Origin of the sequence: Kitasatospora albolonga (assembly GCF_039535905.1) — a bacterium.
Classification (GTDB): domain Bacteria; phylum Actinomycetota; class Actinomycetes; order Streptomycetales; family Streptomycetaceae; genus Kitasatospora; species Kitasatospora albolonga.
The window spans coordinates 1-24,281 of sequence record NZ_BAAAYB010000124.1 but is presented as its reverse complement, the minus strand read 5'-3'; the positions used below and the strand labels follow the sequence as shown (position 1 = coordinate 24,281).

Below are 24,281 nucleotides of genomic sequence, written 5' to 3'. Positions count from 1 at the left end.
GTGGTCAGGCCGGAGACCGGGTAGGCCGGGCTGACCAGGGTGGTGTCGTAGTTGCCGGAGAAGGACTTGTCGGCCCACTCGTCGGAGTCGGCGACCGCGAAGACGTTGCGGGAGCGGACGTTGAGCTCGCGGTACTGGTCGCGCTGGGTCTTGGTCCAGAACTCGTCGGTGGTGAAGGACCAGCCGCGCCACTCGGTGACGCCGCCGGTGCCCATCGCCGAGTTGTCCACCGCCCAGCCGCTCGTCGGGGTGTGGGTGAAGCCGAGCACGCCGGCCGCGATGCCGGTCTCGTCCACCCGGCCGGTGAGCTGGGGCGCAGCGAGTCGAAGGCGTCGGGGGTGAGCTGGCGATCGGGCGCCGTCCAGGCCCCAGGCCGGTCGATGGCGATGCCGAGGTGGCCAGGGCGTGGGGGCGATGTCCACCATCCGCACGTCGTAGCGGACCGAACCGGCTGCCAGGCCACCGCCGTTGGCGATGACGAAGGTCTGCCGCTCCTCCCAGGTGGAGCCGCCGTGGCCGCCGGTCGGGGTGTGGCCGTGGTCGGCGGTGACCATGATCAGCCAGTTCTCCTGGGCGTAGGTGGCGCGGGCCCGGACGGCGGCGACGATCTGGCCGACCTGGGCGTCCACGCCCTTGATGGCGTCCAGGTAGGCCTGGCTGGCGGAGCCGCTGGCGTGGCCGCGTGGTCCACGTTGTCGAGCTGGACGAAGACCGCGTCCGGGTTGGCGTCCCTCAGCTGGGCGACCGCGCGGGAGTGGTGCCGGTGTCGTACTCGGCGCTCGGGGTGGCGATCCGGTGTCGACCTTGGAGGAGTAGATGGTGTTGGGGATCGAGGCCCAGGAGGCCACCACGTAGGTGGAGAGGCCCGGGCGGGCGTTCTCGGCGCGGGTCAGCCAGTCCGGTAGGCCGCGAAGTTGGGCGCGGTGAAGTTGTTGTTGACCACGTTGTGCTTGTCCGGCCAGACGCCGGTGGCGATGGTCGACCAGCCGGGCCGAGGAGGTCTCGCCATCGGGTTGGCGTAGAGGCTGCTCGCGGAGGTCATGCCGCCCGCCATCAGGGCGTCCAGGTTCGGGGCGTCGGCGTCCTTGATCCGGTTGAGCATGGTGCCGTCCAGGCCGATGACCAGCACCTTGGGGGGGTGAGGGCGGTGGCGGCGAGCGCGGTCCGGGCGAGCGGCCGGCGGTGAGGGCGGCGGCAGCGGTGCCGGCGGCGCCGAACAGCACGCTGCGGCGGGGGAGTCCTGCGGTCACGGCGTTCTCCTGGGGAAGCGTCGGGAGCGGGGCGGGGCGCCGACCAATGTCCGGCCGGCCGGTGGCGCGGTCTCCCCCAATCGCCGTACCACGCATGAACACCGCCCGAACTTCGGTCCAGACCCGTTACCTTCTCGTGATCATACGGGCCCGCACGCGCTGCCCTTCGGACCGTCAGTGACGGGCCCCAGCTGGGTGGTGAAGCTGAAGCGGTCGCCGCGGTAGAGGGAGCGACGCGCTCCAGCGGACGCCCTCGTGTCCTGGGTGAGGCGGTGCAGCAGGAGCATGGCAGCGCGGGCGGGTGCCGATCAGCAGGGCCTCGCGCGGGTGGCCAGGACGGTCTCGATCCGCTCCTGGGCGCCGCCGAAGCCGATGCCGAGCTTCTCGGTGAGGAAGGCGTAGAGCGAGGAAGACGGGTCGAACTCCTCCTCCAGCGAGGGCAGCCGGGCCACCGAGAGATAGGTGCTCTCCAGGCCGACCCGCTCCCCGTCGGCCAGCAGCACGCGCTCCAGGTGCCAGACCGGCGCCCCTTCCGCCAGCCCCAGCTGCTGCGCCAACTGCCGCTCGGCGCCGAGTCGTTCGAGTCCGATCAGGGTGCGGCCCGGCACCCTCCCCTGGCGCCGCACGCCCTCGGTGTAGCTGGCGAGCGACAGCGGCTGCTCCAGCTTCGGCCCGGCCGCCACCGTCTGCCGCCCCCGGCGCCGCACCCGCCCCTGGATCAGCAGGTCCCGCAGCGCCTGCCGCAGCGTCTCCCGGGACACCTCGTACCGCGCCGCCAGCTCCCGCTCGGTGGCAGCGCCCCGCCCTCCCCCCAGCCGGTCGAGCAGGGCCTCCAACTCGGCCTTGACGGCGTAGTACTTGGGCACCCGTCCGTGCTCGGGCACTCCGGAACGGTTCGGCAGGTCGGCGGCGTTCTCCACCCCGCCATCCTCTCAGCCCGGCGGACCGGCTCAGAGCCAGTCCCGGCGCTTGAAGACCAGGTAGAGGCCGGTGCAGACCAGGGCATCAGGGCGATGGCGAAGGGGTAGCCGTAGACCCACTCCAGTTCGGGCATGTGGGAGAAGTTCATCCCGTAGACGGTGCCGATCAGGGTCGGGGCGAACAGGATGGCGGCCCAGGAGGAGATCTTCTTGATCTCGTTGTTCTGGGCGTGGCCGGCCTCGGCGAGCTGCTTCATCTCCTCGTTCTGGGCCTGGGAGACCAGGGTGGCGTTCAGGACCAGGACGTTCTGGAGCAACTGGCGGAAGTTGTCGACCCGTTCGGCGGCGGTGGTGGCGTGGTCGGCCCACGTCGCGCAGGTAGCGCTGGAGCTCCTCGTCGGTGCCGTACTTGCCGAAGCCGGCCTCCAGGCTGCCCATGATGTCCAGCAGCGGCCGGGTCGAGCGCTGGACTCGATCACCTCGCGGGAGAGTTCGTAGATCCGGCGGGAGACGCCCGGGTCGCCGCCGAACACCTCGGTCTCGATCTCGTCGATGTCGTGCTGGAGGCCGGCGATCACCGGGGCGTAGCCGTCCACCACCGCGTCGAGCACGGCGTAGAGCACCGCCTCGGGGCCGAGCGCCAGCAGCTCCGGTCGGCCTCCAGGCGCGGCGCACCACCGAGAGGTCCGGCGCCTGCGAGTGGCGCACCGTCAGTACGAACTGCGGGCCGACGAAGAGGTGGATCTCGCCGAAGTCGACCTGCTCGGTCTCGTCCAGGTAGCGGGCGGCCCGCAGCACACACGAAGAGGTGTCGCCGTACCGCTCCACTTGGGCGCTGGTGGGCGACGATGGCGTCCTCGACCGCCAGGTCGTGCAGGCCGAAGCGTTCGGCGGCCCTCCAGGACCTGGGCCTCGGCCGGGCGGTAGAGGCCGATCCAGCCATGGTGCCCGGCTCCCCGGTGCACCTGGCGGTAGACCTCGGGCAGGGTGTCGGCGCCGGCGATCCGGCGGCCGTCCCGGTAGACGGCGGCGTCCACCACGGAGCGCTCCAGGGAGACCCGGGGCTCCTCCCGGCCGCGTTCGGAGCGGGGTCCATCGAATGCTCCGTGCCCGCTCGGCCGACCGGCCGTCAGTGCGGGAGAAGGGCCGCAGACCGCTCGGGCCGCGCGGGAACGCCAGTCGGACATGGGAAAGGACCTCCGCCGACCAGTCTGGGACGCGACGACCCGCCGCGCACGGTGGCGCGGCGGTCGGGTGACGCGGAGGGGGTGAATCAGGCGGCGGGCGCCGGGGCCGGCTTGACCGGCGTGTTCTGCTGACGGGTGAACAGCACGACCGTCGGCGCCAGGTAGAGCAGCCAGACGGCGACCTGGAGCCCCGTCGGGTCGGGCTGGAAGTTGAACACGCCCTTGAGCAGGGTCCCGTACCAGCTGTCCTTGGGATGACCGAGGAGATGTCGAGGCGAGGTGTGCAGACCGGCAGCCAGCCGCCTCCTGGAGTCGTGCACGCCGTAGGCGAGCACGCCGGCGCGACGACGATCAGCATCCCGCCGGTCCAGGTGAAGAACCTGGCCAGGTTGATCTTCAGGGCGCCCCGGTAGAACAGCCAGCCGAGCCCCACGGCGGTGAGCAGGCCGAGCGCGGCGCCGACGCAACGGACGGATGCCGTCGCTGGTCGCCTCGACGGCGGCCCGCAGATGAACAGGCCGTCTCCAGGCCCTCCCGCCGACCGCCAGGAAGGCGGTGAGCACCAGCGCGCCGGTGCCCATCGCGACGGCGGCGTCCAGCTTGCCGTGGTCAGCTCCGTCTTGAGGTGACGGGCGTCCGGCGCATCCAGAACACCATCCAGGTGACCAGTGCCGACGGCGATGATCGACAGCGTGCCGCCGAGCGCCTCGGCGGCCTCGAAGGTCAGCTGCGAGGAGCCGTAGGTGAGCAGGGCGCCGAAGGCCATGCTCAGGCCCACCGCGACGCCCACCCCGGTCCCAGACCGGAGTGAGCGCCTGGCGGCGCTCGGTCTTGACCAGGTAGGCGATCAGGATGCAGACCCACCAGGCTGGCTTCCAGACCCTCGCGCAGGCCGATCAGGTAGTTGCCGAACACGCGCGTGTGCTCCGTTTCAATGCTGGTGACGGTGGTCAGGGGGTCAGCCGAGGAGCGACTGGCCCCACCACTCGCCGGGCTGTGCGGACGCCGGGCGGCAGGCGAAGTGCGCCGAACCGACGTGCTGGATGTACTCGTTGAGCGCGTCGTTGGCGGCCAGCCGGCGCTGGACGGTGACGAAGCCCTTGCGGGTGTCGCGCTGGTAGGCCAGGAAGAACAGGCCCGCCTCCAGGCGGCCGAGGCCGTCGGTGCCGTCGGTGAAGGAGAAGCCGCGGCGCAGCAGCTGGGCCCCGCCGTTGCTCTCCGGGTGGGCCAGGCGCACGTGCGAGTCCTTGGGCATGGCCGCGAGGTCGGGCGCGTCGTGCTCCTTGGACTTCCCGAACGGGGCGCCCTCGCGCTTGGTCCGCCCGAAGATGTCCTCCTGCTCCTTGAGCGGGGTGCGGTCCCAGGTCTCGATGTGCATCCGGATCCGACGGGCCACCAGATAGGAGCCGCCGGTCATCCACTCCGGCCGTCGCCGGGCGCGGACCAGACGTGCTCGCGAGGGTCTTGTCGTCGGTGCCCGCGATGTTGCGGTGCCGTCCTTGAAGCCCATCAGGTTGCGCGGGGTCTGCGCGTCCGGGTGGTGGAGGAGGTCTTGCCGAAGCCGAGCTGGACCAGCGGACGTTGACCACGCCCATGCCGATCCGGCCAGTTGCGGATCGCGTGCACCGCGACCTGCGGGTCGTCGGCGCAGGCCTGCACGCAGATGTCGCCGCCGCTGCGGGCCGGGTCCAGCGCGTCGCCGGGAACTTGGGCAGGTCGATCAGGCCCTCGGCCGCTTGCCTTGAGGCCGAAGCGGTCCACCCCGTCCTTCTCGAACAGGGTCGGGCCGAAGCCGATGGTGAGGGTCAGCCGGGACGGCGGCAGGCCGAGCGCCTCGCCGGTGTCGTCCGGCGGAGCCTCCGCCAGACCGGTGGCGCCGGTGCCGACCTCGCGGCCGCCGTCATCACGGCGGCCGCCTTGGTCCACTCCTTCAGCACCCGCACCAGCGCGTCGCGGCTGGTGGTGGAGACGTCGAAGGCCGCGAAGTGCAGCCGGTCCTGGACCGGGGTGGCGATGCCGGCCTGGTGCTCCCCGTAGAACGGGACCTCGGGGACGGCCTTGAGCGCGCCTGCGGCCTGCTCCGACGAGTCCCGGGTGGCCGCGGCCACGGTGCCGACCGCGGCGGCGCGAGCGCCACCCCGGCACCGGCCCAGCCGATCACGGCTCGGCGGCTGACGCGCCGGCGGGGGCGTCCGCCTCGGTGGTCGTCGCGACGGCCGCGGCCGTCTCCTGCTGCTCGGTCATGACTGCCCCTCGGGCTCTCGGACTCTCGGACTTCAGTTGACGACGGTCGCGGCGGCGAGCTTGGAGAGCGGCTCGGCCAGGCGTTGACGGCGTCCGAGAAGGCCTTGCGCTCGGTGTCGCCGACCTTGTCGTAGGAGGTCCAGGTACCCGCCCTGGTTGTACTTGGCGAGCAGGGTGTTTCAGCGCGGCGAACTCCTGGTCCAGGGTCTTGGCCAGCTCCGCGTCCTTCTCCGCGACGACCGGCTTGAGCAGCTCGTACGCCTTCAGCGCACCCTCGACGTTGGCGTTGAGTCCACCAGGTCGGTGTGGCTGAACGCCCTCCTCCTCACCGGTGACCTTGCCGGTGGCGACCTCGTCCAGCAGCTCCTTGGCGCCGTTGGCCATCGAGGTGGCGTGATCTCGGCGGTGCCGACCACCTCTGCCACTCCGTCAGGTCCGCCACCAGCTGGTCGGCCAGCTTCTTGTCCTCGTCGTGATCCTGCCGTCGGCCCAGAGCGACTTCTCCAGCTTGTGCCAGCCCGTCCACCTCCTGGCCCGGCTCCAGGCCGTCCTCGCGGACGTCCGTCTTCGGGTCGATGTCGCCGAAGCTCTCGGCCACCGGCTCGGTGCGCTCCCAGCCCACCCGGAGGGGGCGTAGGCGGCCTTGGCGGCCTCCAGGTCGCCGGCCTTCACGGCGTCGGCGAACTTCCGCACCAGCGGCATGGTGGCGTCGGCCTGCTCCTGCACGTACGTGCGGTAGGCGGTGACCGCCGCGGTCAGGCGCGGGTCGCTCTTGGCCTGGGCCGCGTCGCCGGTGACGGTGATCTTCTGGCGGATGCCGTCACCGACCATGCCCGGCTTGCAGGCCACCTCGTACTCGCCGGCCTTGATCTCGGCGGTGATGGTGGCCTTGGTGCCCGGGCCGATGTTCTCCCGCTCGGTGACGATCTTGTCGCCCGCCGCGTAGACGTAGACCTCGGTGGTCTTCGAACCCTTGTTGGTGACCGAGAAGTTGACCGGACCGGCCGGGAAGGTGGTCTTCGACAGCTCGCAGGCGGAGTCGGTGGCGTTCACCTGCACCGCGCCGTCCGAGGAGACGTCCTTCTTCTGCTCGGTGCACGCGGTCAGCGCGACTCCGGCCACGGCGACGGTGAGCAGCGCGGCGAGGTGCGAACGGCGGACGGACATCAAGAGACTCCACGGGCGGGGGAAGGACATGAGGAGGGTGAGGGGCACTTAGGCCACCCTCACCCACAAGTAAAGTAAGGCATGCCTCAGCTCATGCCCACCTCGGGGTGATAACGGAAGGGCAAACCCTCCGTCCGGACACTCCGTCAGGTCCGGCGAGGTACCCGAACGATCCGCCCGGCGCCTTGTCGGACCACCGACACGCACGCTGAGCTGTGACGTTCACCGCAGCACACGCGCTTCCGGTACGCACGGCCGCACCGGAAAACCGACCGGGTGCCCCGTTCTGACGCACCACCCATCCGATTCATGGGCAGGTCTCCGGCCCCGGTGCGATCCTTCCGGCGTGCACAACGGGCGGACCCGCACTCCGCCGTGACGTGCCCTCAGGCCGCCCCGTGTCCGCTGCTGCGCACTGCCCGCGCCACATCGCCTCCGAGCCGGAGAGAGCTGCCTCCATGCTGTCCGAGATAGAGCCCCGCCCGTCGCCGCCGCGACCCCGAGACCGCCCTTCTGGGTCGCCTGCGCCCCCTCCTGCTGCGCCTGCACTTCTACGCCGGCATCCTGATCGCACCTTCCTGCTGGTCGCCGCCTGCACCGGCGCCCTCTACGGTGCCTCGTACCAGATCGAGAAGGTCCTCTACTCCGACCACTGACGGTCTCCCAGGTCGGCACCGCGCCCCGCCCGCTCTCCGAGCAGGTGCCGCCGCCACCGCCGCCCACCGAGAGCAGCTTCGCGCTGGTCCGCACCTACGACGACCGCGAGGCCACACACCCAGGTGGCTGCTCAACTCGCGAACGTGGCGAGGGCAACCGGCTCGCCGTCTTCGTCGACCCTACACGCCAAGGTGCGGGGGGCGGTCGAGAGTTACGGCTCCACCGGCGCCCTGCCGCTGCGCGCCACGCTCGACAAGCTGCACACCAGCCTGCTGCTGGCGTAGACCGGCCGGCTCTACAGCGAACTGGCCGCCAGCTGGCTCTGGGTCGTGGTGCTCGGCGGCCTGGCTCTGGATCGGCCGCCGCCGCAAGCGCTACCTGCGCCCGGAGGGAGGCGACGGGACGCCGTCGCACCCTCTCCTGGCTACGGCGCGGTCGGCCTCTGGGCGGCGATCGGCCTGCTCGGCCTCTCCGTCACCGGCCTGACCCTGAGCGTCCACCTACGCGGGCGAGAACGTCGAGAACCTGCGCACCTCGCTCAGCTGGTCCACCCCCTCGCTCTCCACCCACCGTCGGCGCGAGCACGCGGCCACCAGCCGCCGACGGCGGCTCCGGGGAGGCGGCGCCGGTTCGGTGGGCCTCGACCAGGTGCTGGCCACGGCGCGGAAGGCGGCCTGGACGGCCCGTTGGAGATCACCCCGCCCAAGCCCGGCAAGGCCTACGCGGTCAAGGAGATCGACCGTCAGGTGCGGAACGGCTGGACCAGATCGCGGTCGACCCCGCCTCCGGGAAGCAACATCACACCCCGGCTGGACTTCGCCGACTACCCGCTGGCCGCCAAGCTCACCCGCTACGGCATCGACCTCCACATGGGCCTCGCCTTCGGCCTGGTGAACCAGATCGTGCTGGTCGCGCATCGGCCTCGCGGTGATCACCCTGATCCTGCTGGGCTACCGATGTGGTGGCAGCGCCGCCCCACCGGCGGCGTCATGGGGCCGCCCCTACACCCGGGGCGCCTGGCGGCAGAACCCGTCGCCACGGTCGTCCTGCCCTGCTGGTCCGTCCCGATCGGCTGGTTCATCCCGCTGTTCGGGCTTCTCCCTGCTGGCCTTCCTGGTCATCGCACCTGCTCCTCGGCTGCGGCACCGGACCACTGCCTGACGGACCGTCCGGGCCGGGGCGCATGACCCGCGGTCAGCCGCCCGGCCCTGCCGTCCGGGTGACCCGGCCCGGCGTGTCCCGGCCTTCGGGACCGGCGGGCGGGCAGGGTCGGGTACCGACGACGACCGGACAGGACCCCTCCACCATCCCCGGCCCGCCAACCGGCTCCTCCGCGCCGCCGCGCCTCCCCGCCGCCACCGCGCTGATCTGCGCCGCCGGGCCCGCCGCGGCCACCGACTCGGGCTACGGGGAGTGGTAACGTCGCCGGGGCCGGCGGCACCTCTCACCGACCCGGCGATCGGCCTCCCCGCCGCGCGGGTCACCACCGACAGCACCAACCCGATCGGTGTGCCCAGCGGGAACATCGGCGTTCCTCAACGGCAGCACCCCGTTCGGCGCGGCGTACGGCAGCTCCCACGGGCCACACCTACCTGAGCCTGCGCAACCCGCCTCGGGAGGATCGCCGTCCACCACCACACTCGCCTTCGCCTCGCCCCCGCGGCGGGCACGTTGGGCCTTCGCCCTGGGCGACGTCGACGCGGACACCGTCACGTCTCCGGCACCGCCGCCGACGGCAGCGCGCTCACCTCCGCCGACCTCGGCTTCCAGGGGGTCCTTCAACTACTGCACCGGCTCCCCGCATGCCCTCCGGCTGCGGTGGGCCCCAGACCGACCGGCCGACCTGGGACCCGGCGTCCGCCAAGCTGACCGGCAGCGGGACCGACACCTCGGGCGCCGCGGGCTGGTTCGGCCCGTCAAGGCGGGTCCCGCTCCCTGACCCTCACCTTCGCGGTTGCAGACCGGCGTCCCCGGTGTACCAGGTCCTGGGTCGCCTCCGACACCACGGCCGTCTCCGGCCGGGTCACGGCCGAGGGCTGCACCGCGCCCGAGACGGCGCCACCCGTCGAAACTGCTGTGGACCCCGCCGGGGCGCCGGTGACCGGTCCGGACGGACGGCCCGTCACCACCACCACGGACGCCGACGGTGCCTACGGCTTACGACGGCCTGGCGCCCGGGAGCTACCAGGTCCGGCCGTGGTTCCGCCCGAGGGCTACCGCGCCCTGCGGGCCGACACGGAGCGTGACCGCCGGCCCGGCCGTGTACCGGCGCCGACCTCTCGCTCGCCTGTCGCCCCGTCAAGCTCCACGGCCCCGCCGCCGGTGCGCACCGGCGACGACCAGCCCGTGGTGATCCGGCTCCCGAAGGCCCTCTGCGGCGGCGAGCACCTGAGCGTTCGTCCGCCCCGCCGAAGCACGGCACCGTCCAGGTCCTGGACAACTGGCCGGATCGCGCTACACCCCCGAGACCGACTACACCGGCCCGGACGGCTTCGCCTGACACCGGCCACCACCGCGACCGGCACGCCACGTCTGGTCACCGGCGAGGAGCACCTCACCGTCTACGCACGCCCGCAGTTGGCCGACTCCGGCCGCCCGACCGGACCGCTGCTCGCCGCCTCGCGGCCTGCCTGGGCCCTCGGTGCGGCGGCCCCTGGCACGCCTCGCGACGCCTGCGCCGGCGGCCCGCCTGACGGCCCGTAGCTGCCCGCCATGACGGACTTCCTGGTGGTCACCACCACCCACGAGAGCGAGCAGCAGGCGCCGTGACCTGGCCGCGGGCCGCCGGTACGGGAGCGGACTGGCGCCTGCGCCCCAGGTCTACCCCGTCCGGTCGGCTCTACTGGTGGGACGGCGAGGTCCAGGACGCCGAGGAGTGGCGGATCGACCTCAAGACCCGCGCCGGACTGGCCGCCGACCTACGCGAGTTCATCACCGCCCGGCACCCCTACGACACCCCCGAAACTGATCGCCGTCCCGATCACCGACGCAGAGCCCCGCCTACCTGGACTGGCTCGCCGCCGGAGGACCCGCTGAGTGCACCGCTCGCGCGGACTCAGTTCCGCTCGTCCGGATCGACGTTGGCGAGGACCTCGCAGTCGCAGTGACCACCCAGCGCCTCAGGCCCGCCTCCAGAGCGGACCACTCCCCGTGCCCGGCCTCGGCCCAGGCACGGGAGTGCGGAGGGCGTGGTCACCAACCGGACTCCTACAGACACGCTCGTCAGAGGGTCGTCCAACAGTCTCGTCGAGACCGTCGCGGTCGAGGCCGAGGACCGTCCCAGTCCTCGCTGCGCCGCTCACGCCTTGTAGGCGTCGCGCAGCGCCCGCCTGCGGCTCCTGCCTCCGAGGTCATCCGGTCCTCCCGTGCCGATCCCCGATGGTAGGGCCCGGGCCGGACATGCCTCGGGGCCCGCCGACGGTCGCGCGTGCGGCGGGCCCGAGGAGTGGAGCGGGGTGGCTGGGCCGTCAGTCGGCCGGGACCGGCTGCGCCGCCTGCGGGGCGGCCGGGGCCTGACGGTTTGTGCCAGGAGGCGCTCCGCCAGCTGGCCGAAGACCAGCCCGAAGGCGGCCCAGAGGGACGACCTGGATGCCAGCGTGCACCCGGAACTTCCAGAGACGGCGGCCGGAAGGTGTCTTGATCGCGTCACCGTTGCCCGGCAGCAGGGACGAACGCCACGGTGACGGCCACCGCGAAGGCGAGGCCGGCCACCACGAGGCGTTCCAGTTGCCCAGCCTCGGTGCCAGACGGCGGCCCAGGATCAGGGCCGCCACCCCGAGCAGCACGCTCCAGCAGATCATCAGGAAGAAGAGCGTGGTGCGCTTCCCGATGGTGTCCGGATTGCCGACGCGCGGCGGCGTCGCCGGGTACTTGAGAACGGCACCAGGTAGGACGGTGGTGAAGGCCGGCCGCCGGGACACAGGCGGACGGACGGCCCTGGGCGAGAAGCGGCCGATCGGCCGAGCGCGAAGCTGTAGACAGCGCGGCGATGCCGCCGAGCGCGACCCCGTAGACCAGGACACGGTGGCCAGTCCGGCGGTCGACTGCAGCGACCGGCTGACCAGCTCACTCTTCTCCTCGGCGGCCGGAGCCGCCGGGGCGGCGGCATCGCCGCCGTGGACGTCGCGCGGTGCCGAGGCGGCGCTCCCTGCGCGATGACTGGTCGACCGGCCCTCCCCCACGAAGAAGGCGAAGGCGAAGGCGATCACACCGCGACCAGGCCCGCGAGCATGCCGCGGACCAGGAGGTTTCTGACAGTGAGGCAGGCATGTTGTGCGGCGCTCCGTCAGTGGCTAGGGGAAACAGAGCAGTGGCGGGCGTCGTGCACCCACTCGTGCACACCCCGCACCGGAGAAGACGGAGGTGGCGCCCTGTCCGGCGCCCACGAAGTAGAGGGCGACGAGCATCAGGGTGCCGACGAACAGCGCCCAGGGCAGGATCGCCAGGGGACGAAGGCTCCCGCCGCTTCGGCGGCGGGGGAGACGATGGCCTGTGCCATGGCAGGACCTCCTTGGGGAACGCGCGTCCCCAGTCGTTGGAGCTCGAACGACGGCCATCGGGTCTGACTCACCGCCAACTCCCGCACCGAGGTGGGGCGCTGTCGGCATACAGTGGCTCGACCGTGCCGGTTTCCCCACACGGCTTCCGTCCTGCGTCGTCATGTCGCTGCGAACCGTACCGCCATTCGGGTGCAGCGGCCAAGGGAGCGCGGGACGGCGCGGGCCTCGGCGAAACACGCCGTTCCGCTCGCGATCCCGCCCCGGGGAACGGCAGTTGGACAGAACGGGAGTGACAGGTGACCACGCGGGTGACGTTCATCTCACCGGCCATCGGCGCGGAGCTGCGGGCCGCCGCCTTCGAGGACGGCGCAGGTCTCGACCCCTCCGGACGGGCCCGGGCGGCCGAAGCGGGGGCCGGACTGCGAAGCGGCCGTCACTCCGTCACCTTCCACACCACCGTGCACTCCCCCACGGCCCGCTGCCGGGAGACCGCCGAGGCACTGGGTCTCCCCGCCGTCCCCGAACCCGCCCTGGCCGCCTGGTCGATGGGCCGCTGGCGCGGCCGCACCCTCGAGGAGCTGACCACCACCGAACCGGCCGCCCTCGCCCAGTGGCTGGCCGACCCGGAGGCCGCCCCGCACGGCGGTGAACCGCTCACCGCCCTGTGTGCCCGGGTGGCCGACTGGCTGGACGCGCTCGCCGGGACCCACCCCGACGGCCGCGTGCTGGCCGTCGCCGAACCGGAACTAGTCCGCGCCGCCGCCCTGCACACCCTCGGCGCCCCGCCGGCCTCCTTCTGGCGGATCGACGTCGCCCCGCTCACCGCCACGGAGCTGAGCGGCCGCACCGGACGCTGGAACCTCCGCTGCGGCCGCCCGCTCGAACTCCTCTGACCCGAGCGCTACTTGCCCTCCGCCAGGGTGGCGGCGACCAAGGCGTTGGCGTGACCGTGGCCGAGGCCGTGCTCGGCCTTCAGCCAGGCGACCAGCTCCATGTGCTGGTCAGCGGGGAGCTGCGGATCAGCTCCTGCCACTCGGCGATCGGGCGGCCGTACTTCTTCTCGATGGAGGGGAAGTAGCTGGCGGGGCCCTTCACGGCGTTCTCGGCCATCTCGGTCGTCCTGTCTCTCGTGCGGTACGCGATCCGCGTTCTCCTGAGGGTGGACCGTGCGGCGGTCCCCGGCTCATCGGCACGAGCCTATGACCCGCGTCACATCCTGGGGGGCGCCGGTGCCTCGTTCGGCACCGGCGCCCCCGACGGCGCGGATCAGCCCTTGGCGAGCAGCCCGTTCATGGTCGCGATCTCGGCGCTCTGACCGGTGATCACCGCCCCGGCCAGCTCCTTGGCCGGGCCGAACGCGCCCTCGGCCTTCTCCTCCTCGGCCATCGTGACCGCACCGGTGTGGTGAGCCACCATCAGCTTGAGGAAGGCCTTGTCGAAGGCCGCCCCGGTGGCCTCCCCGAGCGAGGCCATCTCGGCCTCGCTCATCATGCCGCTCGCCCCGCCGCCGTGGCCGGAGTGGCCCCCGCCCGCCTGGGGCACCTGCTCGCCCCAGGTGGTCAGCCAGCCGGACATGGTGGCGATCTCCGGATCCTGCGCCTTGCGGATCTGCTCGGCGAGCTGCTTCACCTCCGGCGCGGCGGCCCGCGAGCCGGCCAGCTCGGCCATCTCCAACGCCTGCCGGTGGTGCGGGATCATCCCCTGCACGAAGGCCAGGTCGGTCGCGTTGTACGGCTTGGCGCCGGCGACCGCCGAGGCGGACGCCGAGGCGGTGGCCGGGGCACCGGAGTGGCCGCCGGCGTGCTCGGAGCCGCCGCTGCCGCAGGCGGTCAGCAGCAGACCACCCGCGAGGAGCGCGGCGGTGGCGAGCGAGGTACGACGGATCAGCTTGCTGTTCATGGGTGTTGGTTCTCCTGCGACTGGATCGTTCGGGGGGCTGGGTCGACCGGCCTCCCCTATCTGCGCAGGACCTGCAACTCCGTCAGGTCGGGCGGAGCCCGGCCGCCCTCCGGCCGACCACCCGTCAACCCGCCCACCGGGCAGGCCGTCCGGACCGCCACCCCCAACGGCGCCGGCCCGGGCGGCGGCGGGGCGAACGGCGCGGCCACCGCCCCCGCCAGGCACATCGGCCCGGCGTGCAGGTCGTGCCCGCCACCGCTCCCGGGGGCCTCGTGGTGGTGCTCCCCCGCCGCCGTCGCGACCACGGGAGCGGGTGGGCCCGGAACCGCGCCGAGCCCGTGCATGCCGAGCACCCCGAGCAGCGCGACCAGGACGAGCAGCACCCTCGCGGGGGCTCGGCGTCGGCGGTGCTCGGGGTGCACGGTGATGTCCTCAGCGGATCGTGGTTCGTTGCCGGATCAGTGGTGCTGGTGGTGCTGGTGACCCTCGTGGCCTTCGTGGCCGTGGGTGACCCTCGTGGTCGTGGTGGCCTTCGTGTCCGGCGTGACCCTCGTGGCCCCCGCCGTGGTAGGCGTGCACCACCGCGTGGCCCTTGCCCCGGGCGATCAGCCAGCGGTTCACCGGGGACGGTCAGGCAGGAAGGCGACCACCAGCGAGAAGGCCAGCGAGACCCAGAACAGCACGCTGTCCAGACCCGCGTCCATCGCCCCCGGCACGCCGACCATGACCGAGTTGTCCACGATCTCCATCACGATGATCGAGACGGTGTCGGCCGCCAGCGCGACCTGCAGGGCGCTGCCCAGGTCGAGCCCCGCCTTCAGGACGCCCCTCATGGTGAGCGCGTAGCCGAAGACGAAGGCCAGGGCGATCGAGATGACCACGGTCGCACCGTTGTGGAGCCCGAGGGCGGTTCCGATGATCATGCCGAGCACCTCGCCGATGGCGCAGCCGGTGAGGCAGTGCAGGGTCGCCTGCGCCGCGCCGCGCCAGCTTCCGCCGCTCGACCCGTGCCCGTGGTGCATGTGGTGCTGGTGCTGGTTCATGAGCTCTCCCCGTGCTCTCGTTCGCCCTCTCGGACGCCTCAGAAGATATACCCCCTGGGGGTATCTGGCAATCAGTGCTTGTGCCCGTCGGCGAAGTGCCCGGTGCCGCTCGGCTTCGGGCTCGCCGGCGGGGGTGACACCGGTGGTACGGAGGTGGGCGCCACCGCGGACGGCGCCGGGGCCGGTGCCGAGGCCGGTGCGGACGCGGGCGCCGCCGGGGCCTCCTCGTGCTCCTCGCCACCGCTCCCGTGGCTGTGGCCGCCCGACGGGACGTCGAGTCCGGCCGCGACCTGGCGCAGCCCGGCGTACGCCACCAGGGCGACCACCAGCCACCGCGAGGCCAGGCAGGCCGAGGATCCGGCGGGCGGGGCGCTCGGCCTCCTTGGCGGTGTAGGCGAGGAAGGAGAGCAGCAGAACCCAGCGGGATCAGCACGGCGGCGCGCGCCGGGAAGTCCTCGAAGTGCTGGAGGCCGCCGCTCAGCATCCCGATCCCGAAGGAGAGCGCGAGCGAACTGCCCAGCACCAGCACCAGCCGCCCGGGCGAGGTCCGGCCCGGGCCCTGCACCTCGGCGAGGACGGCCGCGCAGAGGAACACGGCGGCCCCGGCCAGGCCGATCACGGTGTAGCGGGCCGGGTCGAGCGGGTGGTGCACCACGGCCCCGCTGATCAGCCCGGCGCCGACGAAGTAGCCGACGTACCCGAGGTAGCGGCCGAGCAGCCCGGGCTGCCTGGGTCTGGCCCGGCGGCGGCCTCCCGACCTCGCCGGGGCGTGCGAGCCGGACGGACCGGACGGTGGGGGCGGGCCGGGACGCGAACGGCCACGCGTACCGACGGAGGAGCGGACTGGTGGGGCGGAGGAGGACATGGGCCGGCCTTCGGGCGCGTGGCGGAGCCGCTGCCCACGGCGAGGAACGGCATGCGGGCACGGCGGAGCAGGGGCGTGACCCGCACGGCGTCCGTCGGTGGAACGCGCGCGGGTGGGCCCCGCTAAATCCGCAGCCTGCCCGGTGACGGCCCGTCAGCCGGAGGTGGCCGGGCCTCGGCCCGTCCGGCCGTCCGGCGGCGCAGCGGTGCCCGGCCGGCTCCGGCAGGGCGAGGGCGACGGCACGCGCCCGGCACCGGCAGGTCGATCGCTGGTCGGGCTGTCCGACAGGCAGGCGTGCATGCCGTGCCCGTCTCCGAGGAGTCACCGCCCTGGTCGCCGTCGGGGGCATGGCCGTGATCACGGCCGTGACGTGATCGTCGGACGCGGACGCGGCCTGCGGCCTAGCCAGTGCGCGTCTCGGCCCGGGCGACCGCCTCGGCTCAGGTGGTGGCCCGAGGGGCCCTCGGCGCCCAGCCCGTGCGAGAGACGCGGACGGTGAGGACCAGGAGCAGCGCCGCCCACCAACCCACACGCGCTGCCGCGGCGGCGGCCGCGGTCTCGGTGACTGGCTGGGGGCTGGCATGGGCGCGATCCTAGCCGAGCGGGCCCGGGGCTCAGGGGGTGGCGAATCCGTCAGCGAGCGGTAGTCGGTGCCGCCTGCGCACCAGGGCCTCCACCTGCTCCGGCTCCATCGGCGGTCGAAGAGGTAGCCCTGGCCGAGCGGGCAGCCCATCTTGGCCAGCAGTTCGCGCTGCGGGCGGTCTCGATGCCCTCGGCGATCACCCGCACGCCCAGCGGTCTCGGCGATCCGGGTGATGCCTCCCACCAGGGCGTACTGCTGCGGCGAGTCGTCCAGGCCGTCGATGAAGGACTTGTCGATCTTCAGGATGGTGATCGGGAACTCCCGCAGGTAGCTCAGCGAGGAGTACCCGGTGCCGAAGTCGTCGATGGCCAGGCGGACGCCGAGCTCGCTGAGCGTCATCAGGTCCGCAGCGGACCCGGTCGTCACGGCGCATCAGCACGCTCTCCGTCAACTCGAGCCACCAGCGAGTCAGGTTCCATGCCGACCGGTCAGAGGGTCTCACCGGACCACGTCCACGAAGCCGGATCGCGGAAACTGGCGGGCCGAGACGTTGGACGCTGACGTACCGATCGCACGGAGCGGCACCGGGGCCCGCCCGGCCACCGGCCCGGCCAGCCGCCAGCGGGCCGCCTCGGCGGTGGCCCGGCCGAGCACCCAGGCCCCAGCGGGACGATCTGCCCGCTCTCCTCCGCCAGGTTGATGAACTGTTCCGGCGGCACCTGCCCGCGCTTCGCGTGCGGCCAGCGCACAGGGCCTCGAAGCCCACCAGGCTCCGGTGTCGAGCGCCACGACGGTGGTAGAGCAGGTTGAACGAGGACGTCGGCGACGGCGCTGTGCAGGCTCTCCTGGAGCTCGTGGCGCTCGATCATTGCCTCCTGGTAGGACGGCTGGAACCGCCGCCACTGCCGCTTGCCGGCGCCTTGGCCGCGTACACTGCCAGGTCGGCGTGGGGAGCAGCTCGGTCGAGCGCCGCTGTCCTCGGTCGCGTGGCCCACGCCCAGGCTGATCGAGACGTCAGCGGGCGCCGCCGCTGAGCCGGAAACGGCTCGTCGAAGGCCCGGATCACGTGCTCGGCGAAGCCTCGGCGTCCTCCGGGCCGCGGGCGTCCTCCAGCAGGACGGGAATCGTCGCCGCCGAGCCGGGCGGCGGTTGGAGGCCCGGGCCATGCTCGCCAGCCGGAGCGAGACGGCGAACAGCAGCTCGTCGCGACGCTGTGCGCCCATGGTGTCGTTGACCACCTTGAAGTCGTCCGATGCGATCAGCAGCACGCCGGCGGCCTGCCCGCCGCGCTCGCCGCGCCGGAACGCCTGGGTGACCCGGTGTGGAAGAGCCACCGGTTGGCCAGGCCGGTGAGCGAGTCGTGGAAGGGCCCGGTGGCTCAGCTCCCCGCTCCAGCTGGCGCTGCTCGGTGACGTCGCGCCAGGGTCAGCACCAGGCCGGCCACGGTCGGGTCGGCGCCGAAGGTCGACTGTGCCGGACCTCGACCTCGATCAGCACGCCGTGGGGGCGCCAGCATCCGCCAGTGCTCCTGACGCTCCGGGTGCCCGGACCGCGCATCTGCTCCAGCGCGCCGACCACCGCGAGGCGCCTCCTCGGGGGGCACCAGGGAGACGATCGGGGTGCCCACCAGGCGGGTGGCAAGCACCCGGTCGGCCGAGGTGGAGGCGTACCGGACCCGGTCGTCCTCGTCGAGGATCAGGATCACGTCGGAGGCGTTCTGCACCAGGCTGCAGGACAGTAGGCCTCGCTGTTGCGGCGGTTGACCTCTGACTCAGGGTGATCAGCTCCAGGGCAGCGCGGCCTGCGAGGTGAGGGCGCCGAGGGTGTCGGTGTTGAGGGCGGTCAGCTCTGTTCCGCACCGCCGACGATCAGCACGCCGATCAGCGGGTCACCGGTGGGGCGGTCCTGGAGGGCCAGCGGGCAGACCAGGGCGCGGCGGGGCGCGGCAGCTCGCCGGAGAGGCTGGGCGCCGAGGTCGCGGCCCGGCACTGGTGAGTGCGTTTGGTGGCGGCAAACAGGTGGACGGCGCGCGGCACTTGGAGCAGGGGCACGTCTCCGTCCCGGCGGTGGCGCGAGCTGGAACCGGAGCCCGGCCGTGGCGCTCAACACGAGCAGCACCCGGCGGCGCGGGTCGGCCGGGGCAGCGCGGCCACCGCGGCCCGCAGCGCGGCCGCGACCTACTCACACCACCGGGTGCAGGAGGCCAGCGAGTGACCGCCACCCGCAGCACCCGCTCACGGGCCACCGCCTCGCGGTGGGTGGAGACCACCAGGGCCAGCGGCCAGCACCAGGCAGGTAGAGCAGGCCGGAGAAGGCGGCCAACCACGCCGACGTTGCTGATGTCCCGGCGAAGGCGTCCACCATCAGGATCGCCGGGGCGACCAGGGCGGCCGGCGGTGAGCAGCACGACACGCCGCGGGCCACGTCCGGGGTGCGGGCGCGGAGCGCGGGCCTGGCATGGTGACCATCGACGGGTGCAGCGCGGCCACGCCCAGGCGGTGTAGAAACGCGCGCCCAGCCGAGGTCCACCGGCGTGCCGATCCGCCACATGCCGTGCAGCTGGATCAAGCCCGAAGGCGATGTCGGAGGTCAGCATCCGACGGTGCCGACGGTGAGCAGCAGCAGCGACCAGCTGCGCGGTCCGTGCGGCACACAGCCAGCCGCAGCAGCAGGGCCAGCACAGGATGGCGCGAACACGCGGGTAGGCGATCGAGAACGACCTTCTGGGTCCAGGTGAGTTCGGAGTTCTGTGCGGAGGCAGCACCAGTGAGATCCAGAGCAGCAGCCCCAGCGCGGCGTACGGTGATGCGTGAGCGCGTCGCAGCAGCAGGCCTGCGCGGTGTGCCCCGGCCGGCGCTCCGGACGGCGGACGAAGACCAGCAGGCCCCGCCGCGTAGAGCGGGTAGCGTGAGCAACGGTAGAAGCCGCTGAGAGCGAGGGGAACGGGTTGACCCTGCACCCGAGCAGTTCGGTCTGCACCACACCTCGCGCGACCTCACCGGCGGTGAAGGAGAGGTTGGCACGCCGCTGAGCAGGTAACACGGGAGCGGGGTGGGTCGCGGCGGTTGCGGAGCGTTCGTACGATCACGATGGCACGTCACGCGCTCAGGCCTGATGCCAGTCCACAGGACTGATCGCTGCAATCCGGGTGCGCGTAGTACATCGACACACGTCAGGAACGCCATCCAGACGAGTTGAGGACGAGCGCCGGGTACAGGGCCAACGCATCGTGTCATCGCGAGCACTCTGGGCACGGAGGAGCGAATGGAATTCCGACCAGGATCCCTGTCGCGTTATTCAGCGCGTATATCGTAAAACAGAGCACCAGGGGCTCCGGAGACACACTCGGGAGGCCAGTGACTGTGTGGCAGACGTGAAATCGCGGGTAGACGGTGCGTCAACGACCAAGGGCAGTACGCCCTCTGCCCGCACCGTCGGAAATCCGCAGGGCTGGCGACAGAGTGGCGCCCGCGCCGGGTCGGCCCCGAGGAGTGTGCGCTGGCGCGAGACACGGCGAGCCCATGGGGCCTGCGGACGGATATCGGCGCAATTCCCGGCTCGGGCCGACAGCCGCGTACGGTACCGGAACTCGTCGCACGGACAGCGCGCGCGCGGAAATGCCGGACCACCGGCGGTGATTTCGAGAACACGGTCGCTCGATTACGAGTTGGACGGCAGGGCGGACATGCTGGCCGCCGGCTGGCTTGCGCGCCCACGGGCCATCCCGCCCACGGCCACGGGCACGGGCACCACGGACCCGAGGCACGGACCTTTGAGAGCGCAGCGCGTACGGGTCCTGTCATGACCGGAGCCCGAACAGGACGGTCGCGCTGCTGCGCCGTGCTGCGCGCGCCGCGGCATTCCGGTGCCGCATGGATCACGGGCCTGCCCGGCGCGCTCTCTGGACCAGCGCTGATCTGAGGACTCGGGCTCGGGCCTGGTGCTCACCGACTCGGCGCACACCTGGCTGGTGCCGCACTCCCTCGCGGTGGACGGCCCGAGGAGGAGACCCCGACCGGTCGCCGGAGCGGAGCCGCCGGGGGGCGGGAGGGCACCACCCCGGCCTACCTGATCTACACCTCCGCTTCCACGCGGTCCGCCCCGAAGGGGGTGTGGTCAGTCACCGCTCGTGGCCACCGTGCTCGCTCGGACCTGGTCGAGGCGTTACGGGCTGGGCCCGGGGACGGGTGTTCCAGACTGGCGCGCGCTCGGCTTCGACACCTCGCTGGGAGCAAGCTGTTCGCACCACTCACCGCAGGGGCCAACGGTGGTGCTGGCGGACGCCGCGAGGTGCGCTCCGAGCGAATATGGGGACGGCTGCCGCGCACCGGATCACGGTGCGCCCGAACGCTGACGCCCGCGTACTGGCACTCACCAGAACGCCTCGAGCGGGACGACCGCGAGCCCGTTCGGATGCCGCGCTGATGATCGCTCGACCCGGCGAGGCGGTCGCGGCCGAGGACTGCGCCGCTGGTTCCGCCGGCGCCCGGGGTGCGACGAGTGAAAACGATACGGGCTGACCGATACGACGCATCACCTCCACGCGCTCGCTGAAGCACTCTCCCCCGCCCCTCCTGACCCGGCCAGGAGGACGCCCGGTGCGATCGGGCACCCGTGGCCGGCGCCACCGCTGCACTGCTGGACGAGAGGTGCGTCTGCGGCCCGTCCCGGACGGGGAGAACCGGGGAGCTGTACGTGGGCGGGGCAGGCCGGTGGCGATCGGGCTTGTGGGCACCAGCCGGGGCGGACCGCCGGGCTCCTTCTGCCCGAACCCGTTCCTCACGACCGCCCCCGGGGCGCGGAGACCGCACGGGGACCTCGCGGGCGCGGCCCGACGGCGAGCGGAGTACCTCGGCCGGGGCAGGACGGCAGGTGAAGATCCGCGGCTACCGGGTGGACCCGGCCGAACTGGACGCCGCACTGGCCGCCCACCAGGCGGTGGACCAGGCGGTGGCGGTGCCCGAGGACGGCGCGCTGGCCGCCTTCTACACCACCCGCGCACCGGGACCGAGCAGGAGCCCGCATCCCACCCGTACGACAGCGCTCCCCCGCTACATGGTCCCGCCGCGGCTGGCCGAGCTGGCCGAGCTGCCGCTGGACCACAACGGGAAGCTGGACCGCCGCGGCCTGCTGCTCTCCACCCCGCCGCTGGCCGGTCGCGAGCCGGACCAGGCCTCCGCTGGGCACGCGTGGCCGAAACTCTGGGCCACAGCTCCTCCCCAGTTGGGATCAGGTCGGTCGCGGGCCCCCGAGGGACGACTTCTTCGTGATCGGCGGCGACTCGCTGCTGGACACCGACGATGCTGTGCCCGGGCGCGGATCATGTATTCGCATTCGGCGTAAGCAACTCCGATCGTCACAAGGGCGTTGCTCCAGGAGCGACGATGGCCGCGTTCACGGCACCACCCATGGCGCCCGGGCCTGGGGCCCCTCGCACATCGGGCGACCGGCCGACGACTTCGCCGCCGAGTCGGTGCCTCGACGTCCCGGTCCGCCTGGACGGCGGAACCGCCGCCGGACTGGGCGCCCACCCGCGCGAGGTCCTGCCACCGGCGCCACCGGCTTCTGCGGCATCCACCCTGCTGGACGAGCTGTTGACGGCACCGTACGCCGGGTGCAATGCCTGCTGCGGGAGACGGAACCAGGGGCCGCGCTGGCCGGCTGCGCGCGGCCGGGCTGCGGCACCTGACTGCGCGATCCGCGGTCGGCCGCGGCCGACCGGGGGTTGGTGCAGGTGCTGACGCGGGACCTCGGGCAGCCAATGCTCGGGCTCACGACGGAGTTCGTCCCGAGCTCGGCGACACCCTGGACCTGGTCGTCAACTGCACGGGCCGGGTCAACTTCGTCTATCCGTACGGGCGAAGTTGAGCGCCGCGAACGTGGCCGGGGTGCGACGAAAATGATTCCGGTGGCCGGCGTGGTCGCGCGGGATCCCCGCTGAGCACACGTCTCTCTAGCATGTGCGGTGCTGCGCGGCCAGGGCGCGGCTCGTGTCCGCAGGTCGCCAGGACAGTGCCCGCTGGGCTGTCGCCCGAGCAACCCGTCTCGGTGGGTTACGCACGGAGACAGTGGGTGGCACGAGGAGCGTGTGCGGCTCGCAGGCCCACCGAGGCCGGACTCCGGGGTCGACGGTGCACCCGGTGAACGACGTCACCGGGGCCCTAGGACACGCGCGCGTGATGCGAACCCCGGCAGCCGAGATTGTGCGCGCTGCATCCGGCTGTTCGCGACGCCGGGTGCGCCCCGACGTCGACCCGCCGCTGGACTTCCTGCACCGCGCGGACTGCTGTCGCGCCGCGCCCTGGTCCACTCGGCCACCACGCAGGAGGCGAGCCGGCGCAGGCGTACACGACCACGACCCCGGGCACCACGCTGATCGGCGAACTGGCCGCCCGGCTGCGGACCTTCGGGTACCGCCGGGGAGGAACTCCCCTACCGGGACTGGCGTCAGCCGCCTACGCCGGACGTCCACACGCCGCCGGCACACCGACCCGACCCACCCGGCCCGGACGCGTGTACCTGCCGCTGTTCGTGGACCCCTAGCGCCGGGCGGCCCGAACTGACGATTCAGCGAGATGTACTTCCGGCGCACCTGCGCTTCGGCGGGAGCGACTCACGTTGATCGACGCGGACGGCCAGCCGCAGCGTGTCGTGGAAGCGGTCCCAGAGGGAGTGAGGATGCAGCTCGGACTCCAGCCGGGCGCATCGAAGGCGCCGCCCGGGCAGTAGTGGCGCGCTCGGGCCGAAGGAGACGTGCGGGCTTCTCGGAGTCGGCCGAGGTCGAGGACGTCCGGTCGGCGAAGACCAGAGGGTCGCGGTGGCGTCAGGTAGAGACGTACAAATCACCGGATCCCCGGCCGGGATCGGGACGCCGCCGACCTCTCGACGTCTCCAGCGCGATCCGGGAGGACAGGCCGACCGCGTTGCGGTCGCGGATGTAGCGCAGCAGTTCCTCCACCGCCCGTGGCAGCAGGTCGGGTTCGGCCCCGGCACGCCCGGGCAGCGCTCGGGTGGCGTGAGCATGGGCGAACGACATGTTGTCCGCTGTTGTTGCGACGGCGTGGCCGCGCCGAGCGGATCAGCACCGCCAGGCCGACACGCCTCGCGCAGGCGTCAGGACGGACTCCTCGACCGCCTCGGCAGCCCGCCGGCACAGTCGTCCCTCGGCTCCAGGCGGCGCCGCCCAGGAGTTCGGTGAAGTACGGCGAACTCCTCCTCTTGGCCCGCTCGCTGGCCTCGGCCCGGCGAGCACGGCTGGAGATCACCGGGATTGTCGGTCCAGTCGGCGATCAGCTGGTGTGTCGGCGCGGCACGCCACATCAGCTCGCCCATCATGGCCAGCGAGGAAGGGGCGTTGAGGTGGGTCGCATCAGGTCCAGGGCCCGGCCGTCGCGTGCCGGGCCCGTTCCGGTGCCATCGTGTCGAGCAGGCCGTCCATCAATCCCTCCTGCGCGCGCTCGCAGCAGCCGGGCGCACTCGCACGGGCGGTGTAAGTGGCCTTGGCGGCACCCGCGCGGCATACCGGGTGTCACTTGTGGTCGGCGGTCGGCACGAAGCGAGCGCCCGCTCCACGAGGATGAAGTGCGGATGCCACCGCTGGTGACGTCCGCCCCCAGACCGACCGCCTGGCGGCTGAACCGCGGATCGCAGGAGACGAACTTGACTCCTCGTACACGCGGCCGTGACCAGCCAGGCGTGGCCGTGCCGTTGCAGCCGGACGGTCGCCACGGGTCCTCGTGCAGCAGCCGTGCAGCATCGGTTCGAAGGCCAGCCGCCAGGTCGGGCGGGTTCCAGAAGTGGACGCGGACGGTCATGTGCGCGCGGTGGTGGCAGTGACGCTCTGATCAGCGTGTTGGCGAAGGTAGTAGCGGCGCGACCGGGACAGCGGTCCAGCGGCGAGCGCGACCTCGCGGTGATGCCCGGCCGACCCGGCGATCAGCCCCCTGGCCCGTCGCGTCGCGCTCCCT

General features: G+C 72.6%; 16 protein-coding genes and 9 pseudogenes. 4 read left to right on the top strand and 21 right to left on the bottom strand.

What is annotated here, in order from left to right:
• Positions 1 to 889 precede the first annotated feature (889 nt).
• The 8 genes and pseudogenes from ABD946_RS30255 to efeO form a co-directional block, all read right to left on the bottom strand.
• On the bottom strand, positions 890 to 1,129 hold the full coding sequence (locus ABD946_RS30255; protein WP_345288735.1) for an alkaline phosphatase family protein: 240 nt from the start codon (positions 1,127 to 1,129) through the stop codon (positions 890 to 892).
• 261 nt (positions 1,130 to 1,390) lie between these two features.
• Positions 1,391 to 2,170 (bottom strand): annotated as a pseudogene (locus tag ABD946_RS30250) (GntR family transcriptional regulator).
• 125 nt (positions 2,171 to 2,295) lie between these two features.
• Positions 2,296 to 2,748 (bottom strand): annotated as a pseudogene (locus ABD946_RS30245) (CorA family divalent cation transporter); the annotation flags it as partial.
• Positions 2,749 to 3,443: 695 nt separating this feature from the next.
• A pseudogene (gene efeU, locus ABD946_RS30240) lies at positions 3,444 to 4,272 on the bottom strand (iron uptake transporter permease EfeU).
• 43 nt (positions 4,273 to 4,315) lie between these two features.
• Complete coding sequence (locus tag ABD946_RS43070) at positions 4,316 to 4,867, bottom strand: Dyp-type peroxidase (protein ID WP_425558735.1); 552 nt, start codon at positions 4,865 to 4,867, stop codon at positions 4,316 to 4,318.
• The gene (locus tag ABD946_RS43065; protein WP_425558737.1) at positions 4,867 to 5,166 is read right to left on the bottom strand and encodes a Dyp-type peroxidase domain-containing protein; all 300 of its coding nucleotides are present in this window, start codon (positions 5,164 to 5,166) and stop codon (positions 4,867 to 4,869) included. The genes ABD946_RS43070 and ABD946_RS43065 overlap by 1 nt, the downstream gene beginning before the upstream one ends.
• On the bottom strand, positions 5,163 to 5,465 hold the full coding sequence (locus ABD946_RS43060; protein ID WP_425558734.1) for a Dyp-type peroxidase domain-containing protein: 303 nt from the start codon (positions 5,463 to 5,465) through the stop codon (positions 5,163 to 5,165). Before ABD946_RS43060 ends, ABD946_RS43065 begins: the two co-directional genes overlap by 4 nt.
• Before the next feature lie 49 nt (positions 5,466 to 5,514).
• Positions 5,515 to 6,768, bottom strand: a pseudogene (gene efeO / locus ABD946_RS43325) (iron uptake system protein EfeO).
• A gap of 986 nt (positions 6,769 to 7,754) precedes the next feature.
• Between efeO and ABD946_RS30225 the strand changes: the two are divergent.
• Positions 7,755 to 8,612 (top strand): PepSY-associated TM helix domain-containing protein, encoded by an 858-nt coding sequence (locus tag ABD946_RS30225; protein WP_425558731.1) that lies wholly within the window; start codon positions 7,755 to 7,757, stop codon positions 8,610 to 8,612.
• Between the two features lie 1,578 nt (positions 8,613 to 10,190).
• Positions 10,191 to 10,532: a divalent cation tolerance protein CutA gene (gene cutA / locus ABD946_RS30220; protein WP_345288734.1), complete on the top strand. Its 342-nt coding sequence runs from the start codon at positions 10,191 to 10,193 to the stop codon at positions 10,530 to 10,532.
• 360 nt (positions 10,533 to 10,892) lie between these two features.
• Here the strand turns inward: cutA and ABD946_RS30215 are convergent, their stop codons facing one another.
• The gene (locus tag ABD946_RS30215) at positions 10,893 to 11,633 is read right to left on the bottom strand and encodes a CbtA family protein (protein ID WP_345288733.1); all 741 of its coding nucleotides are present in this window, start codon (positions 11,631 to 11,633) and stop codon (positions 10,893 to 10,895) included.
• Positions 11,634 to 11,710: 77 nt separating this feature from the next.
• A pseudogene (locus ABD946_RS30210) lies at positions 11,711 to 11,867 on the bottom strand (CbtB domain-containing protein); the annotation flags it as partial.
• A 353-nt stretch (positions 11,868 to 12,220) separates the two neighbouring features.
• Here ABD946_RS30210 and ABD946_RS30205 point away from each other — a divergent pair.
• Positions 12,221 to 12,817: a histidine phosphatase family protein gene (locus tag ABD946_RS30205; protein WP_345288732.1), complete on the top strand. Its 597-nt coding sequence runs from the start codon at positions 12,221 to 12,223 to the stop codon at positions 12,815 to 12,817.
• A gap of 8 nt (positions 12,818 to 12,825) precedes the next feature.
• Here the strand turns inward: ABD946_RS30205 and ABD946_RS30200 are convergent.
• From ABD946_RS30200 to ABD946_RS30165, 10 genes and pseudogenes are all read right to left on the bottom strand, one after another.
• Positions 12,826 to 13,034 (bottom strand): annotated as a pseudogene (locus tag ABD946_RS30200) (DUF4287 domain-containing protein).
• Positions 13,035 to 13,190: 156 nt separating this feature from the next.
• A complete protein-coding gene (locus ABD946_RS30195) occupies positions 13,191 to 13,823 on the bottom strand; it encodes a DUF305 domain-containing protein (protein ID WP_345288731.1) in 633 nt (210 codons plus the stop codon).
• Positions 13,824 to 13,879: 56 nt separating this feature from the next.
• Positions 13,880 to 14,245 (bottom strand): DUF6153 family protein, encoded by a 366-nt coding sequence (locus ABD946_RS30190; protein ID WP_345288730.1) that lies wholly within the window; start codon positions 14,243 to 14,245, stop codon positions 13,880 to 13,882.
• A gap of 142 nt (positions 14,246 to 14,387) precedes the next feature.
• Positions 14,388 to 14,866: pseudogene (locus tag ABD946_RS30185) on the bottom strand (DUF4396 domain-containing protein); the annotation flags it as partial.
• A gap of 71 nt (positions 14,867 to 14,937) precedes the next feature.
• Entirely contained in the window at positions 14,938 to 15,192 is a 255-nt protein-coding gene (locus ABD946_RS30180; RefSeq protein WP_345288729.1) for a hypothetical protein, read from the bottom strand.
• A gap of 1,248 nt (positions 15,193 to 16,440) precedes the next feature.
• Positions 16,441 to 16,713 (bottom strand): annotated as a pseudogene (locus ABD946_RS43050) (EAL domain-containing protein); the annotation flags it as partial.
• 99 nt (positions 16,714 to 16,812) lie between these two features.
• Entirely contained in the window at positions 16,813 to 16,968 is a 156-nt protein-coding gene (locus ABD946_RS30175; protein WP_345288728.1) for a hypothetical protein, read from the bottom strand.
• Between the two features lie 509 nt (positions 16,969 to 17,477).
• Positions 17,478 to 17,648, bottom strand: a pseudogene (locus tag ABD946_RS43045) (diguanylate cyclase domain-containing protein); the annotation flags it as partial.
• 44 nt (positions 17,649 to 17,692) lie between these two features.
• Positions 17,693 to 18,037: a PAS domain-containing protein gene (locus ABD946_RS30170; protein ID WP_345288727.1), complete on the bottom strand. Its 345-nt coding sequence runs from the start codon at positions 18,035 to 18,037 to the stop codon at positions 17,693 to 17,695.
• Positions 18,038 to 18,156: 119 nt separating this feature from the next.
• Positions 18,157 to 18,303: a hypothetical protein gene (locus ABD946_RS30165; RefSeq protein WP_345288726.1), complete on the bottom strand. Its 147-nt coding sequence runs from the start codon at positions 18,301 to 18,303 to the stop codon at positions 18,157 to 18,159.
• A gap of 2,883 nt (positions 18,304 to 21,186) precedes the next feature.
• On the opposite strand from ABD946_RS30165, the gene ABD946_RS30160 reads away from it, so the two are divergent.
• Entirely contained in the window at positions 21,187 to 21,657 is a 471-nt protein-coding gene (locus ABD946_RS30160; protein ID WP_345288725.1) for a hypothetical protein, read from the top strand.
• Between the two features lie 1,480 nt (positions 21,658 to 23,137).
• Here ABD946_RS30160 and ABD946_RS30155 read toward each other — a convergent pair.
• A complete protein-coding gene (locus ABD946_RS30155; RefSeq protein WP_345288724.1) occupies positions 23,138 to 23,350 on the bottom strand; it encodes a hypothetical protein in 213 nt (70 codons plus the stop codon).
• Between the last annotated feature and the right edge of the window lie 931 nt (positions 23,351 to 24,281).